Here is a 15,271-nt window from a genome sequence, read left to right on the forward strand (position 1 = left end):
ACACAAAAATGCCCGCTATAGAGCAGGCATTTGTACGCGACTTGTAGGGTGATTTCTTCGTCTTGTGAGTGAATGGTAAGTTATTCACTGGTCAAGAAAGCAGTTTAACGTTATCGACGCTGATAGTAGCCGTGTCCGTCACGGTCGTAATGGTGGCCGCCATGCCAGCCGTTATTAGGAAAAATGATGCAGCCACTCAGGGTCAGGAGGGCGAGCAGTGGAATCAGCTTTGTGATTCGACGGAACATTTTAAAAAACCTCATGGTTATCGCCGCAATGAAGTCAAAACTCTTCATCGGCTGTAACATGAGACCCCGTTTGCAGCCCCGCATTCGCGCAGAACTGTAGGGGTTTGGTATGCAATCGGATACAAACCGGATACATTTTTTTTGGTTCAGGAACCCGTAATGACCCAGTCGCAACGTTTGAAATACTCGATTCTGATTTCCCTGGTGGTACTGGGGATCATGTTCGGCCTTTCCTGGCTGCAGAACGCAGGGTTCATCAGCGAGAAGCTGTTCCAGTACATCGCCATTGGCGTGGCGGTGGTCGTGGTGGTGATCAATGGCGTGATGCGTCGCAAGGTCAAGCCTTGAGCGACGCCTGCTGGCCTGATTGCTCGCCATGAAGGACGGCGACAGCCTGTGGATGCAGGCTGTAGCTTTTGTCTGGATTGAGCGTGATAACGCCTTCACTGCACAGGCGTTTCAACACTTCGCGGACACTGAGAAAGGACAGGGGAATGTCCAGGTCCAGCAAATGACTGTGCACACCGCGCACACCCAGGCTGCGGTCGCCTTCGGCGGCGCTTAGCAAGGCGTCGATGACTTTCAGGCGAATCAGGCTGGTCCGCAGGCCAAAGCACTTGAGCAAAAACCTGATCCGTTCGTTGCCCTGGCGTTCGGTCTGTTGATTGCAAGCACCGGAGCTCATGGCGCTGCCCTTTGATGCATGGCTACCATCCGTTGGCAGTTGCGGGTTGTACATGCAAAAACTCCTTTCCAGAGCCTGATCATGAAAATGTGATGGGTGCTCTTGATCAATAAGACGAACGAGCCGGGAAATAATGAAGACCTGCATGTAGAAAATTTGTCGCCGCGACGTCAGCGCTCTGTGAGAAGGGCATTTGGGGATGCCCTCGAAGACCTAATTTTTTTGGTGTTCGCTTCGTTTTTCTGGAAGGCGCATTGCGTGTCATACGTCTTTTCGATCAGGAGCGAGCGTGATTATTTCCAGGCAGTTAACCAGGTTGAGCCTGGCGGGTGTGTTTCTGGGGCTGAGCCTTGGGGCAAACGCGCGCAGTCAGCCAGAGCAGGCGACGGCCGACATCCGTCGAACCAGTTTCGGCGTACCGCATATCCGCGCCGAAAACGAGCGCGGGCTCGGCTATGGCATTGGCTATGCCTACGCCCAAGACAACTTGTGCTTGCTGGCCAATGAGATCGTCACCGTCAATGGCGAGCGTTCGCGGTATTTTGGCCCGGAGCAGGTGACGCTCGAGGAGCGCGGTAACCTGGCCAGCGATCTGTTTTTCAACTGGCTGAACACCCCTGAGGCTGTCGCCGGTTTCTGGCAGGCGCAAACTCCGGAAGTCCGTGAGCTCATTGAAGGCTATGTGGCGGGTTACAACCGTTCGCTGACAGAGCGTCGAGCGCAAGGTTTACCGCAGCAATGCCAAGGCGAATGGGTGCGCGCAATTACCGCCCAGGACCTGGTCAAGTTGACTCGTCGATTGTTGGTCGAAGGCGGCGTGGGCCAGTTTGCCGAAGCATTGGCCAGCGCGACTCCGCCTAAAGCCGTCGCTCATGCGGCAGGCGACCCGGCGTCGTTCCAGTTGGCGGCTTCGCGCATGCAACGCTTTGCTCTGGATCGCGGCAGCAATGCCGTGGCGGTTGGCAGCGAGCGTTCGTTCAACGGTCGCGGAATGCTGCTGGCCAATCCGCACTTCCCTTGGGTGGGCGGGATGCGTTTTTATCAGATGCACCTGACCATTCCCGGCAAACTGGATGTGATGGGCGCCGCGTTGCCCGGTCTGCCGATGATCAACATCGGGTTCAACCAGCATCTGGCATGGACCCACACCGTGGACTCGTCCAAGCACTTCACCTTGTATCGCCTGCAACTCGATCCGAAGGAGCCGACCCGCTACCTGCTCGATGGCAAGTCTTTGCCAATGAAAAAGCAGACGCTGACAGTCAGCGTGAAGCAACCCGATGGCCAGACCCGGCAGATTTCCCATGTGGTCTATAGCTCGGCGTTCGGGCCGATTGTGCAATGGCCTGGAAAACTGGACTGGAACAATCAGTTTGCCTACAGCCTGCGTGATGCCAACCTGGATAACGACCGGGTCTTGCAGCAGTGGTACGCGATGAATCGTGCCGCCAGCGTCAAGGATTTACAGGCCTCGGTGCACAAGATTCAGGGGATCCCGTGGGTCAATACCCTGGCGGTGGACGATCAGGGCCAGACGCTTTACATGAACCTGTCAGTGGTGCCGAACGTCAGTGCCGAGAAGTTGGCCAAGTGCAGCGACCCGCGAGCGGGGTTACAGATGATCCTGCTCGACGGCTCCAACAGTGCTTGTGCCTGGGACGTCGACCCGCACGCCGCGCAAAAAGGCATTTATGCCGCAGACAAATTGCCGCAACTGTTGCGCAAGGATTTTGTGCAGCATTCCAACGATTCGGCCTGGATGGCCAACCCGGGACAACCGCTCACTGGTTTCTCGCCATTGATCAGTCAGGACAGCCAGCCATTGGGGCTGCGTTCGCGCTTCGCCCTGGAGCGCCTGAGCTTTTTGAACAAGGCGGGTCCTATCGCGGCGGCGGATCTGCAACACATGGTGATGGACGATCAGGTGTATCAGGCGGCCCTGGTGATGCCGGACCTGCTGCAATTCTGTGCCGCGGACCTCGGCACCGATGCGCCGACGCTGACGCCCTTGTGTGCCAGTCTCAAGGCTTGGGATCACCGAGTGAACCTGGACAGTGGGCTGGGCTTTTTGCATTTTCAGAACGTCATGCTGGCGTTGCAGCAAACCCCTGACTTCTGGCGTGTGGCGTTCGATCCGAAGGATCCGCAACACACCCCGAGTGGCCTGGCCACCGAACGGCCGGAAGTCGCCAAAGCGGTTCGGGCGGCGATGCTGGCTTCGGTAGAAAAGGTCGAGACCCTTGGCCTGAAGGCCGACAGCCGCTGGGGCGATATCCAGGTGGCCAGCAGTGGCGGGCAGCAAACGCCGATCCACGGCGGGCCGGGCACGCTGGGGGTGTATAACGCCATTCAAAGCGTGCCGAGAACCGACGGCAAGCGTGAAGTCGTCAGTGGCACCAGCTATTTGCAGGTGGTGACGTTCGATGACAAGGGGCCGCAGGCTCAGGGTTTGCTGGCGTTTTCGTTGTCCAGTGACCCGGCGTCGAAGTATTCCCGGGACCAGACACAGGCCTTTTCGAACAAACAGTTGAGTGTGTTGCCGTTCACCGAGCAGCAGATCACGGCTGATCCGCAGTATCAGGCTCAGACGATCCGCGAGCAGGATGAAAAGGTGGGGAAGGTCGCCGCGCAGTAACAGCGATAGCGTTTAAATGAAAAGGTGAAGGCCGCACCCCGCAAGGGTCGCGGCCTTCAGCTTTTTGGGGCTTGTTGAGGCATTGAGTTGAGGACCGGATTGCCGTCCTGGTTGCGGGTCAGGTAGACCGGCAGCACCTTGGGCAGCGAAGCCACCAGGTTATTGAGCTCTTTGATGTTGTAGATACCGCCGAGGCGAATCGAACCAGCGCTGTGGTCCGCGAGCATCACCGGTTTGTTCAGATAACGATTGATCAAGGGCAGGGCATCGGTCAGCGCCAGATTATCAAGCACCAGTTTGCCGCTGCGCCAGGCCAGCGACTGGTCGTTGGCATAGGTCTGGCTGATTTGTGGCGTGAAGTCGCCGTGCCTGTAACGTGCCTGCATCGCAGGTTCCAGGCGTAGACCGTCGCCGGGCAGGGCATCGTTGCTGGTCACCAGCACGGAACCCTCGATCAGGTTCACGCGTACCTGGTCTTCATACATCCAGACATTGAATTGGGTGCCGGTGACGCGAATCCTGCCGTCGCCCGCCCTGACAATGAACGGGTGCTGCAGGTCGTGGCTGACGCTGAAGAAGGCTTCGCCTTTTTTCAGCGTGACACGACGTTGATCCTTGTAGTTGCTGAACGTCAGTTCACTGCCCAGGTTCAGCTCCACCTGGCTGCCGTCACCCAGCGTGACCTGACGAACACTATCGGTCGCCTCGAAATGCTGGTAGGCATTGGGCAGCCACCCCAGGTTCCATCCGGTATACGCGGCCAGTGGCAGCGCCAGGGCGCAGATCGCGGCTGCGATGCCGAAAGTGCGCCAGGGTGTTGTCGGTTTGACCCGAACAACCGGCGCAGCGGATTCGGGACGAGGCAAATCCCCCGCAACATCCCAGATATCCAGCATGGCTTCGTACTCGAAGGCGTGCAGCGGATGGGCATCACGCCATTGCTCGAACGCCAGGCGTTCCTCTGCCGTGCAGTCGCTGGCGTGCAGACGCATGCACCAGTGCGCAGCGGCATCGGTGATGGCGTCGTATTGGGCTTGCGAGAGAGAGTGGTCGGTCATTGACTCATCCTGATTTCCTGCATTCTAACCTTGAGGGGAAGCCTGCGAGAACAATCGTCATGGCATTTCCCCATCAAAGTCGAAGTTATTTTCAGGGCACTGACATTGCGCCAGTGCCTGGTGACCGCGTTTCAGGGGGTGTCGACGTGAAGTTGACGTCCCAAATGAGAGATAAGCCAAGCGACAGAGTCAGCATTGGCCAGCTGGACAGCCAGTCTTGTCGTCGCATCCTTTTTGAAATGCGTGCGGGCTTCGGCCAGGTTTTTTTTTCCGGTCAAACTCAAAATCCGGTCACGTGTACGGTTGGTTTCCTCGTAGAAGGTTTGACCAAAATCTTCCCATACATTTGTATCGTCATTCAAAACGGCGAACAGTTCGGATAAGGGGGTATGGATTGAAAGTGCTTCCTTCTGAAGCTGTGTCAGCGCCTTGCTCAAATGGTTGCCACGGGGCGTAGTGGTATCAATCAGGTCGACAAACGGTCTGCTTGCATCCATATAAGCAATATCCTCCGTGTCACAAATCACATGCGACAGCTCGTGGATCAACGTCGTTGCGCGGGCGTGGGCACGGATCGGGAACGCGGCATCGGTCATGTAATTACGGTAGTGATCCATGTAAGGCATAAAATACTTCTCTGCCAGGTAGATTTTTTTCTGTTGATCGGTAGGGATCGTGAAGGCAAACATATGGTCCCGGTCACCGGGATGAGCTCTCCCGGTGACGAAGCGTTCCGACTGCTCGTTCCTGAGGGTCGGATCCAATAAGGCACCGAGGATGTCCTCTACGACCTTCTGGATCATCGTCACATGCTCGGGCGATATCTCCGACACATCAAGAAACCTCCTGACGAGCTGATGAACCGGTGTCTCTGTGTCGCCTGAATTTTTCAACAGTTGCAAGTTACGAAAACCGTTCCACGCATAGGTGGTTGCGAAGTCAAGGCCTTCGTCGATCAGCCGCGCCCGCACAGGGAAGAGCCGGCGTATTTCGGCCATTCCGTTGGCTTCGACGTTCATCCCGCCACGGACAGCGTTCCACGTTTTCAACCTCTTGATCAGGCTGTACTGACGAACCAGCTCATCCGGTTCCCGCACCCACTGCTTTGAAGCGTTTCGAGCAACATGGGGGCCGCTTCCGTCCGGACCGCTGATGCGCCAGCGCAGGCCACGTTTTTCGAGTTGATAGACCTTTCCTTCAACCGCACCGTATTTTTTCTGTGTGGTCGGGTGCGTGTAGAGCCCAAGGGCGGTGTCCCGGGTCATTGAGCCAAGGTTGACATCAACGTGCTCGTGGTTTTGCAAACCGGTGCGTGCGGGATCGGTAGTGGCGATGTCCTGCCATTTAAGGCTGGCACTGGCTGGGGAGGGGGAAGCCTCGCTGGCCGCTGCAGAGGGCTCTGCCGGGCCTTCCATTGACTGGCGCAACATCGCCAGTTGCGTGATGCCGCTGATAAAGGATGTGATCGCCGGGCCCCATTTGTGTTGTTGAAGCTCCTCCGCAGACTGCTTGACCTCACGATAGCTGCGCCACACGACAATCGGGTAGGCCAGTTTGCCCATCAGGAACGTATAGGCCTGTTCCAGATCGTCACCCAGTACACGTTTTACGGTTTCCCACTCGCCCTGAGCGTCTTTGTTGGACTGGGTGCCCAACAGTCGCGCGAGGAGTTTGATATTTTCGTTGAACAGGTGCCTGAACAGATGGCCCTTGATGGGGTTGGAGGCCAGACTGATCTTGCCGGACGCTTTCGTACCCGTCACATGGGTGTCGTAATGCGTGCGGCCGGTGTCCGACAGCCTGTTGCGCACCCAACTTTGTAATGGCCCTTGTGACTTGAGCTCGGTCAGCAACAGCTTTTCGTTTTCATATTCCTTCACGCCATGCTCAGGGCTATAGGGCGCGATAAGCACCTCGGGTCCCGGGGTGTTCTGTTTGGGGCCGATCAAATACATTCCCGGGACTTTGATCGACTGGTCTTTACCGAAGAGAAGCTCAAGTGGACGGATTATCGCATTCGTACCGCTGACGGCCTCGCGGGCGATTGCATCGGGCATGTCCATGACCTGCCGAACGAGGTCGAACCCGGTTTCGCTCAGGCGTTCCTGCAGTTTTAGCGAATGCGCGTAGTGCAGCAGTTGCCAGGGCAATTGTGCGGCGAACAGCTGCCTGCAGGATTTCGCAGTGGTGCTGGTTTCGGCAAGCGCCGCCTCCACAAATTTTTTGTGGAACTGACCGACATTCAGCTTTCGTATCAGGCTCTTGATGTAAGGCTTGTCCATTTTGGCAGGGATGGCGGCTGAGGTGAGTGACTTCAACTTGAAGTCGGCACTGTCCAGTTCATCAAAGTGAGTCAATGCAAAAGCCGACAGCGTTAACGTCTTTGCCGTGGACATCAGGCGCGAGGCAACCTGCACCTGGACGTTGTCCGGATCAATGGTCAATTCATCGGCCTTGAGTAACTCTTTCAACTCGAACTGTGCCGTGCGTTCAAGAGAGCGCACGCCGCTCAGGTAATCCTTATCGTCCTGGGCATTGCTCCGGTATTGCTGAAGCAGTTCTGCATGCAGTCTCTGATCCTGTATGGACGCTTTGGCCAACCATGCCGGAAGCTTTTGTTGTGTCGTCAGAGAGCGCGCGAGATCTGTTGCCCGACGCAGCCCCGTCATCGGTTTATGCAATGCCACCAGGCTCAGTAGATTCTTCAGGACCGGTTCGGTCAGGGGGGAGGCCAATGCGCGTTCGACGGACAGTTGATCCAGCCGAACAAATGGTTTTTGTACGTGATCCAGAAAATTCTCATGAATCAGCTGTAATGGCGCGAGGGTAAAGGTGCGCCCTGATGTTCGCTGGCTTCTTTCGATATTCTCCAGAATCGCTGGGCGATCGTCCTCGCTCTGCAAACGTTTATTGAACGCTGTCAGCAGCGGTGTGAGGGCGGAAAAGGCTTCGAATCCCGAGGCGGGGGTCCATAAAATCGCCTTGCCGGAGTGGGTCGGGTCCAGGCCGCCGCGTTCGGTGAGTACAAAACAACTGGCGAGATCGAGCAAGTCACTGGAGTCGCCGGCCTTCAGCGCAAGGGAAAAGACATCCGGCAGAAACCCGTTCAGCGCTGCGCGTTGCAGCCGGACCGGCGTCTCAAGCACCGTCTTGATCATCGCCAGTTCCGTCGTCCCAAGCGCGCGGATGACACCCAGCAGCTTGTGCTCGCTACGCAATGCGGTGGTCAGGGTATGCACAAACTTGGGTTGCAGTTGCTCAAGGGACGAACGGGTGAGGGTTTGTGCCGCCGCTAACGTTTTAACCGAAATGGACGGGTGTTTATCCAGCTGTTGCTCAAGTGCCTGCTTGACGGTGGAGAGACTTTCCAGTTGTTCTTTTGCCGATTCTGCCCGCACGGTGGCCGGTCGGGCACTCCATCGCTGATCGGCCCGGGTGCTCCAGCGGCCGTTTGCATCGCCGGTCAACAGGCGATTGTCGATCAGGCCCCGTACATCCAGCGCATTGTCGAGCAACGCATGCACATTGAGCGTGCCCTCGCTTTCCCGGTACCGGCTCAGGGCGTAGGTCAGGTTCTGCCATTGCTTGGCCCGGACATCTTCCATGAGTCGCTCAAACACCTGGCCGCTAATCGGTTCAGCAATGATCAGGCGCTCCTGTGGCTCAAGCGACAGGAAGGTGCCGCGTTCCTCGAGGGACATGAAATTAAGCAGATTGTCCTCGTGACCTTCACTTTTGAGCATGGTCAGTATCGTGTCTTTTATCGCTGCAAGATCGGTACTGGCCTGGATGCCTGAAGAGTGGGTGTACAGGTAGCCCAAGGTGTCCGAGTTACCGCACATAAAGGTGGATGCGAGCTCTACGTAATGTTTGTAGAGGGCGCTGACACGTACGGTCTCGACCCGTAACGGAAGGGTTGGCGCAGGCGCGGCGCCGCTGACGCTCATCAACTCCAGATATTCAGTGGTGTTCAAAATACCTTGCTGACGTTTTCGCAGAAGATCCACATGGTAGGCATCCCGCATACCCTCGGCGAAAAAGTCGGAACGGGACTGCCCGCTGCTCATGGGAGAATTCCAGAAGGTTTCGAGCAGACTCTGCAGATGGGGCGTGAAGCTTTGCGCGATCTCTTTTACCTCGAGTTCCCAGGCCTGGTTATCAGCGTCGCTGCTCACACCGTGGCCGGGGTTGGAGAAGGTCCTGATGTCGCCATCCGGCCATTGATTGGTCAGGTAGAAGTGCAGCAGGGCATCGCTCAAAGACAGCGAAGAAAGCTTGCGCCGGTTTTCCGGGTTGGTGCCATTGGAGGTGGGAGAAGCGCTGTCGATAAAACTATCCAGTTGCGTACGGCGCTGGTCCAGTTTGGGAAAACGCTTGGCCAGGGCGATGTTGAGCAGCTCGTCCAGCATCGATTGCAGCGACGGAATTTTCACCAGTTCTGCCAGCATCGTCTGGATGTTCTGCGTCTGGTTGCGGTCGAGGATCTGCTCCTGGTCCTGAAACCCCGCCCCCTCGATTTTTTGCGGCGTCACTGTCAAACCCGTGGCAGCCAATGCAGTCGCCCGCTGTTCGATAGAGAGATAACGCAACAGCGCCTGCTTGCCGTCGTCCTGGCTCAGCAGTTCCTCGAGTTTCTTGGTGAGGTCGGTCATGTCCGCGTATTTGACGAGACCTTTCCACGGTGTGTAGAGGATGACTTCGCCGTTGGCCTTGTGTTCGTTTTTGACGTCGTCCTCGACTTTGGGGTGGCTCATGCAAAACGCACCGGCCAATGGAATATCAGTCCCATCGGGCATCTTCAACATCAGCCGATCTATCTGCATCGGAGTCTTTTGGGCTGCGCGAATCTCGTGGGTGGCGAGATAGACACCACCCCTCAACCATTTCAAATCGTCGAGAGTGAGATGCAGCACTTTCTCGCGATCACCGGGGTGTTTGGCATTGGATGCACGTTCTGCCTCGTCGAAAAAATACGGCAGTGCTGGAGCAGTCATGATTTTTCCTCGATGGGCTGCGATCGATGGCGATCGCAGGTCGTTGGCTCGAGGGAAAACAGTAGGGCCAATGGAAAGCCCGGGTGCGGTACATATTGCTTGAGCTTATCCTTTGTCGCAGGCTTGACAGGACGCCGGTAAAACAGCGCTTAATCGACGACTTTTTTCGGTTGTCCTGCAACCTCGCTTGACCTGTTGCCCATACCCAATAATAAAACCGGAGCTTCAGATGACCGCATCGCCTGAAATGGCCGTCAACTCGAACACACAGAACCTCGACTTCGACGCGCTCGTTCAATTGCTCGAACAGATTTTCCTGCGCCATGGCACCTCGGCCGATGTCGCCAGAACCCTGGCCCTCAACTGCGCCAGCGCCGAACGTGACGGGGCTCACAGTCACGGCGTTTTCCGTATTCCCGGTTATGTGTCGACGTTGCAGAGTGGCTGGGTCAATGGCCAGGCCGTGCCGGTGGTCGAGGACGTGGCCTCGGGTTTTGTCCGGGTTGACGCCGGCAATGGATTTGCCCAACCGGCCCTCGCGGCGGCGCGGCCCTTGCTGGTGGAAAAAGCCCGCAGTGCCGGCATTGCGGTGTTGGCGATCCGCAATTCCCATCACTTCGCCGCCTTGTGGCCGGACGTCGAGCCGTTTGCCGATGAAGGATTGGTAGCGCTGAGCGTGGTCAACAGCATGACCTGCGTGGTGCCGCACGGTGCCGATCGTCCGCTGTTCGGGACCAACCCGATTGCCTTCGCCGCGCCCAGGGCCGGCGGTGCGCCGATAGTCTTCGACTTGGCGACCAGCGCCATCGCCCATGGCGATGTGCAGATCGCCGCGCGTAAAGGCGAACGCTTGCCAGCGGGCATGGGTGTGGACAGCCTCGGCCAGCCGACTCAGGATCCGAAAGCCATTCTCGAAGGTGGCGCGCTGCTGCCGTTTGGTGGGCACAAGGGCTCGGCGCTGTCGATGATGGTGGAGTTGTTGGCGGCGGCGTTGACGGGGGGCAACTTTTCTTTCGAGTTCGACTGGTCGAACCATCCGGGGGCCAAAACCCCCTGGACCGGGCAACTGCTGATCGTGATCGATCCGAGCAAATCGGCGGGGCAGAATTTTGCCGAACGCAGTCAGGAACTGGTCCGGCAGATGCATGGTGTGGGGCTCAAGCGTTTACCGGGGGATCGGCGTCACCTGCAACGCGCCAAAGCCAATGTTGAAGGCATTGCGCTCGATCCACAGACGCTGGCGAATCTGCGGGAGCTGGCCGGGTCTTGAGCCCGTTCCCACAGGTCAATGGTTCAACGCCGACCCAACAACAGACCAACCACCAGGCCGAAACCCGCAGAGATGGCCACGGTTTGCCATGGATGGCCGCCAATGTAGGTTTCGGTGGCGTCGACCGCGGGTTGGGTCCGGTCACGAACACTGGATAACGAGCTTCGGGCCTGCTGGAGTTTCTGGGCGATTTGCCCGCGAAGGGTGTCCGCTTCTTCTCCGACCAGTGAGGCACTGCTTTTCAGCAGTTTTTCCGACTCTTCGATCAGGGCCTGAAGTTCGCTGAAGACCTGATCCTTGATTTGATCATCGGCGACTTGATCGACGGTTTTGCGAGCCATTTGGTGTACTCCTTACAGTGAATGGACAGTGAGCAATGGAGTCTGCCGCCGTGGCAAAAGTTGCAGCCATTTTGCGCGGTGACTCACCCCTGACGAAAAATCCAGCGCAGGACATTTCTTCCTACAGTGTAAGATGTCGCCTATTTTACGCAGCAGGTAATTCCCCATGAGCTTCAATCTGGCCGACAAACCCCTCGCCGAGCGCGCGGCGCTTGAAGATGAAAAATCCCGTCTGTTCGAACTCTGGCAAAACAACCTGGGCAAAGCCAAGGGCGAAGCCGCGCGGTTGTTCGGTGAGCGCGCCAAGCGCAAAGGCAAATGGGCGGAATGGGTACGCGCCGAACTCGACGGCATGTCGCCGCCGGAATTCGCGAACATGGTGCGCAGTGAAGTCAATCGCTTGATGGCCGCTAAATAAACGCCCCGGAAAAAATCGCGGCAATCGCTTCACGCACTTTCAATACCACCGGATCGAGCTGAGCATTGGTGCGCCAGCCCAGCTCGATCGGGTAGCGCGGCAGTGCCAGAGGGCAGGGCAGCAGCGCCAATCCGCACAGTGCTGCAATACTTTGCGCCGCATGGGCCGGAATGGTCGCCACCGCCTGACTGCCCTTGAGCAGATACGGCAACGCGGCAAAGTGGGTGGTCGACGCGCATACCCGCCGACTCAATCCCAGCGCCGCCAGACCTTCATCGGTAATCCCGATAAAACCGCCCGAGGACACCAGAATGTGCTCGCGGGCGACGAACTCATCAAGGCTGAGACTCTGTTGTCCTTCGGCCAGGCTGAGGGGATCCACCAGGCACAGATAACCCCCTTCACCCAGCACTTGGCGGCTGAGCAAACGCTCGGCAAACCCGCCTGCGGTGATCGCCAGATCGATGCTGCGTTCCATCAAGGCCCGGGCGACGATCTGGCTATGGGTCTGGCGAAAGATCAGCCGCAGTTTCGGCGCTCGGTGAGCGATTTCCTCGATCAATCGTCGCCCGTAGGCGATTTCGAAATCATCCGATAAACCCACGGTTACCGAGCGTCCGTCGTATTGATGGGCCGCCGGGTCAACCATCGCCAGGCTCTGGCGGCATTTGTTCAGCGCATCGCTGATTACCGGTTTGAGCTGGTTGGCCTTGAGCGTCGGCGCAAGGCCTCGGCCAGTGCGCACGAACAACTGATCACCATACACCTCGCGCAACCGGCGCAACGCCGCGCTGACCGCCGATTGCGTCACGCCAAGACGCAGCGCGGCGCGGCTGGCACTGGACTCCTCATGCAGCGCTTCGAAGACTTTGAGCAAGTTGAGATCGACGGTGGCGATATTCATTTGGTTCATATCATTCAGCAGTGATTCGGGCTTTATTCATGATCCTGTGGCGCCAGAGAATGAGCAACACTTCATTCCTGACGGAGCCACCGTAATGCCCAAGTCAATCGTTGCTGCCCTGCAAATCGGCGCCTTGCCCGGCGGCAAGGCCGACACCCTCGATCAAATCCTCTCTTGGGAAACCGCCATTATCGAATCCGGCGCGGCGTTGGTGGTCATGCCTGAGGCGTTGCTCGGTGGCTACCCCAAAGGCGAGAGCTTCGGCACGCAACTCGGTTATCGACTGCCGGAAGGTCGTGAAGCGTTTGCTCGGTATTTCGCCAATGCCATCGACGTGCCTGGTACCGAGACCGACGCCTTGGCCGGGTTGTCGGCCCGCACCGGGGCCAACCTGGTGATCGGTGTGATCGAACGCGCCGGCAGCACCTTGTACTGCACCGCGCTGTATTTCGACCCGCAGGCAGGGCTGGTTGCCAAGCACCGCAAATTGATGCCCACCGGCACCGAGCGACTGATCTGGGGCAAGGGCGATGGCTCGACCTTGCCGGTGATCGACAGCCAGGTCGGGCGGATTGGCGCGGTGGTGTGCTGGGAAAACATGATGCCGTTGCTGCGCACCGCGATGTATGCCAAGGGCGTGGAGGTCTGGTGCGCGCCGACTGTGGACGAGCGCGAGATGTGGCAGGTCAGCATGCGTCACATCGCCCATGAAGGACGCTGCTTTGTGGTCAGTGCCTGTCAGGTTCAGGACTCGCCACAAGCCTTGGGCGTGGACATCGCCAACTGGCCGGCGGAGCGCCCGTTGATTGCCGGCGGCAGCGTGATTGTCGGGCCGATGGGCGACATTCTCGCCGGGCCGCTGCGTGGCGAGGCGGGATTGCTGGCCGCCGAAATCGACACCGATGACCTGATCCGCGCCCGGTACGACTACGACGTGGTCGGGCACTATGCGCGCCCGGACGTGTTTGAGTTGACGGTGGATGAGCGAGCCAAACCGGGTGTGCGGTTCAACACATAAACCGTCGGGGGGTGTGATTGTCGTCTAGTCTCCAGGCGTTCACACCCCCGTCAACGGATGGACTCGCCATGAGTTTGTTACTAGGCCCGATTCTGCAGTTTCGTGGCATCAATAATAATGTCTACAACGTGTCTGCCCTGGTGGTTTCACCCTTGGGCGAGCCACCTCCCACGGTAAAAGTGCCCAAGGATGTGACTGCCGACACACCCTTGGCCATCGCCGATATCCCGCTGCTCAACCCTAATTCCCGCGTCTGGCGCATCGATTTCAAAGCGGCGCAGGATCAGGCCGTTGCCACCAGTTACACGGTTTCCGTAGACGGTGCGCAGGCCAACTTCGTCGTTCCGGCCAAGGGCCAGTCGCCGCGCATTGCGTATGTGTCGTGCAACGGTTTCTCCGACCCCAAGGAGATGGAGAAGGTAGACCGCAACAACGAGCGTTGGGAGCACATGTGGGGTGCTCACCAGGGCGAGCCCTATCATCTGCTGTTGATGGGCGGCGATCAGGTTTACAGCGACGACATGCGCAGCAGTGTGCCGTCGATGAAAGCATGGTTCGCCAAACCCTTCGCCGACCGGCAAAAGGCTGCTTACACCAAGGTGATCGAAGCCGATCTGGACAAGTTTTTCACCAGGCTCTACCTGGAATGCTGGAAACAGCCCGAGATGGCCAAGGTGTTCGGCGCCATTCCGACGGTGATGATGTGGGATGACCATGACATCATCGATGGCTGGGGTTCCTACGATGAGATATTGCATTCAAGCCCGGTGTTCCAGGGGCTGTTTGCCACAGCCAAACGCTATTTCAGGATTTTCCAGCAGCAACTGATCCAGACGCATCCTCACCTCAAGCCGTCCGCTGATACCCATCCCTGCGCGATTCCCGGCACTGCTGATGGCTTTCACCTGGGGTTCACCGGCCTGGGCGAGTTGGCCTTGCTGGTTCCCGATCTACGCAGCGAACGCGCGCCGGACTTGACCACCCCGCAGGCCCAACAAACCCGGGTTATTTCCCCGGTCAGTTGGGATGCGATTTATGCCTGGCTGGACAAGGTCCCTGCGCACAAGCACCTGTTGCTGATGTCGAGTATTCCGGTGGGTTACCTTGATTTACAGGCGGCCGAAAAGGCGCTGGACGTGATGGTGGGGCAACAGGAACTCGAGGACGATTTACGCGACCACTGGCGAAGCCTGCCGCACCGCAGTGAACGCAAGCGGTTGATCATGCGGCTGCTGGATTTCGCCAAAGCCCAATCATGCAAGGTCACGCTGGTGTCTGGCGACGTTCATGTGGCCGGGGCCTGTGTGATCGAATCGAAGTTGCCCCGGCATGGCAGCGATGGCGCGGGGAAAATCTACCAATTGATTTCCACCGGCGTCGTGCATCCCGCGCCGCCAGTGTTGGCGGTGCACTTTCTGGAGTCCATCGGTGCGAACCAGGAACAGATCGACTACGGCATCACCGGAACCATGTTGCCTGTTGGCGCAAGGGGGCGTTACCTGATCGCCGCACGAAACTGGCTGGCGATAGAGCCGGATGAAGGCGGCAACGGCAAGACCCGACTGTGGGCCAACTGGCACGTAGAAGGTCTGAAGCATAGTGTGACGCAGGTGATCGACCCCGTTACATAGCGTGCTGCGGTTCACTTAAGCGATTTCAGCCGCGACGCATTCCTTGTAGCAGCTGCCGAGCTCGCGAGG

Annotated in this window: 11 protein-coding genes; 6 read left to right on the top strand and 5 right to left on the bottom strand. The window is 58.0% G+C overall.

The window, feature by feature from the left end:
• The first annotated feature begins 407 nt into the window (after window positions 1-407).
• Window positions 408-596, top strand: a complete 189-nt coding sequence (locus tag ACEN8R_RS08765; protein WP_018926107.1) for a hypothetical protein — start codon at window positions 408-410, stop codon at window positions 594-596.
• On the opposite strand, the gene ACEN8R_RS08770 is transcribed toward ACEN8R_RS08765, so the two are convergent.
• On the bottom strand, window positions 586-987 hold the full coding sequence (locus ACEN8R_RS08770) for a hypothetical protein (RefSeq protein ID WP_018926106.1): 402 nt from the start codon (window positions 985-987) through the stop codon (window positions 586-588). The genes ACEN8R_RS08765 and ACEN8R_RS08770 overlap by 11 nt on opposite strands.
• A 235-nt stretch (window positions 988-1,222) precedes the next feature.
• Here ACEN8R_RS08770 and pvdQ point away from each other — a divergent pair, with 235 nt between their 5' ends.
• A complete protein-coding gene (gene pvdQ, locus ACEN8R_RS08775) occupies window positions 1,223-3,568 on the top strand; it encodes a bifunctional acylase PvdQ (protein ID WP_026286417.1) in 2,346 nt (781 codons plus the stop codon).
• Window positions 3,569-3,624: 56 nt separating this feature from the next.
• Here pvdQ and ACEN8R_RS08780 read toward each other — a convergent pair whose 3' ends face one another.
• Window positions 3,625-4,626 carry a FecR family protein gene (locus ACEN8R_RS08780; RefSeq protein ID WP_018926104.1) on the bottom strand — a complete coding sequence of 334 codons (1,002 nt, stop codon included), beginning with the start codon at window positions 4,624-4,626 and terminating at the stop codon, window positions 3,625-3,627.
• Between the two features lie 131 nt (window positions 4,627-4,757).
• Window positions 4,758-9,620 carry a dermonecrotic toxin domain-containing protein gene (locus ACEN8R_RS08785; RefSeq protein ID WP_018926103.1) on the bottom strand — a complete coding sequence of 1,621 codons (4,863 nt, stop codon included), beginning with the start codon at window positions 9,618-9,620 and terminating at the stop codon, window positions 4,758-4,760.
• Between the two features lie 229 nt (window positions 9,621-9,849).
• On the opposite strand from ACEN8R_RS08785, the gene ACEN8R_RS08790 reads away from it, so the two are divergent.
• Entirely contained in the window at window positions 9,850-10,890 is a 1,041-nt protein-coding gene (locus ACEN8R_RS08790; protein WP_018926102.1) for an Ldh family oxidoreductase, read from the top strand.
• 23 nt (window positions 10,891-10,913) lie between these two features.
• Here the strand turns inward: ACEN8R_RS08790 and ACEN8R_RS08795 are convergent, their stop codons facing one another.
• Complete coding sequence (locus ACEN8R_RS08795) at window positions 10,914-11,231, bottom strand: ElaB/YgaM/YqjD family protein (RefSeq protein ID WP_018926101.1); 318 nt, start codon at window positions 11,229-11,231, stop codon at window positions 10,914-10,916.
• 166 nt (window positions 11,232-11,397) lie between these two features.
• Here ACEN8R_RS08795 and ACEN8R_RS08800 point away from each other — a divergent pair, with 166 nt between their 5' ends.
• Window positions 11,398-11,649, top strand: coding sequence for a hypothetical protein (locus ACEN8R_RS08800; protein ID WP_007983592.1), 252 nt, complete (start codon window positions 11,398-11,400; stop codon window positions 11,647-11,649).
• On the opposite strand, the gene ACEN8R_RS08805 is transcribed toward ACEN8R_RS08800, so the two are convergent.
• A complete protein-coding gene (locus ACEN8R_RS08805) occupies window positions 11,642-12,562 on the bottom strand; it encodes a LysR family transcriptional regulator (RefSeq protein ID WP_018926100.1) in 921 nt (306 codons plus the stop codon). The genes ACEN8R_RS08800 and ACEN8R_RS08805 overlap by 8 nt on opposite strands.
• 85 nt (window positions 12,563-12,647) lie before the next feature.
• Between ACEN8R_RS08805 and ACEN8R_RS08810 the strand changes: the two genes are divergently transcribed.
• Complete coding sequence (locus tag ACEN8R_RS08810) at window positions 12,648-13,571, top strand: carbon-nitrogen hydrolase family protein (RefSeq protein ID WP_018926099.1); 924 nt, start codon at window positions 12,648-12,650, stop codon at window positions 13,569-13,571.
• 68 nt (window positions 13,572-13,639) lie between these two features.
• Entirely contained in the window at window positions 13,640-15,202 is a 1,563-nt protein-coding gene (locus tag ACEN8R_RS08815; RefSeq protein WP_018926098.1) for an alkaline phosphatase D family protein, read from the top strand.
• Window positions 15,203-15,271 lie beyond the last annotated feature (69 nt).

The organism is Pseudomonas sp. Pseusp15, assembly GCF_059492165.1.

What these genes read in the sequence shown, in the direction of transcription:
- ACEN8R_RS08765 (WP_018926107.1), top strand. Translation starts at nt 408, where the DNA reads ATGACCCAGTCGCAACGTTTGAAATACTCGATTCTGATTTCCCTGGTG.
- ACEN8R_RS08770 (WP_018926106.1), bottom strand. Translation starts at nt 987, where the DNA reads ATGTACAACCCGCAACTGCCAACGGATGGTAGCCATGCATCAAAGGGC.
- ACEN8R_RS08780 (WP_018926104.1), bottom strand. Translation starts at nt 4,626, where the DNA reads ATGACCGACCACTCTCTCTCGCAAGCCCAATACGACGCCATCACCGAT.
- ACEN8R_RS08785 (WP_018926103.1), bottom strand. Translation starts at nt 9,620, where the DNA reads ATGACTGCTCCAGCACTGCCGTATTTTTTCGACGAGGCAGAACGTGCA.
- ACEN8R_RS08790 (WP_018926102.1), top strand. Translation starts at nt 9,850, where the DNA reads ATGACCGCATCGCCTGAAATGGCCGTCAACTCGAACACACAGAACCTC.
- ACEN8R_RS08795 (WP_018926101.1), bottom strand. Translation starts at nt 11,231, where the DNA reads ATGGCTCGCAAAACCGTCGATCAAGTCGCCGATGATCAAATCAAGGAT.
- ACEN8R_RS08800 (WP_007983592.1), top strand. Translation starts at nt 11,398, where the DNA reads ATGAGCTTCAATCTGGCCGACAAACCCCTCGCCGAGCGCGCGGCGCTT.
- ACEN8R_RS08805 (WP_018926100.1), bottom strand. Translation starts at nt 12,562, where the DNA reads ATGAACCAAATGAATATCGCCACCGTCGATCTCAACTTGCTCAAAGTC.
- ACEN8R_RS08810 (WP_018926099.1), top strand. Translation starts at nt 12,648, where the DNA reads ATGCCCAAGTCAATCGTTGCTGCCCTGCAAATCGGCGCCTTGCCCGGC.
- ACEN8R_RS08815 (WP_018926098.1), top strand. Translation starts at nt 13,640, where the DNA reads ATGAGTTTGTTACTAGGCCCGATTCTGCAGTTTCGTGGCATCAATAAT.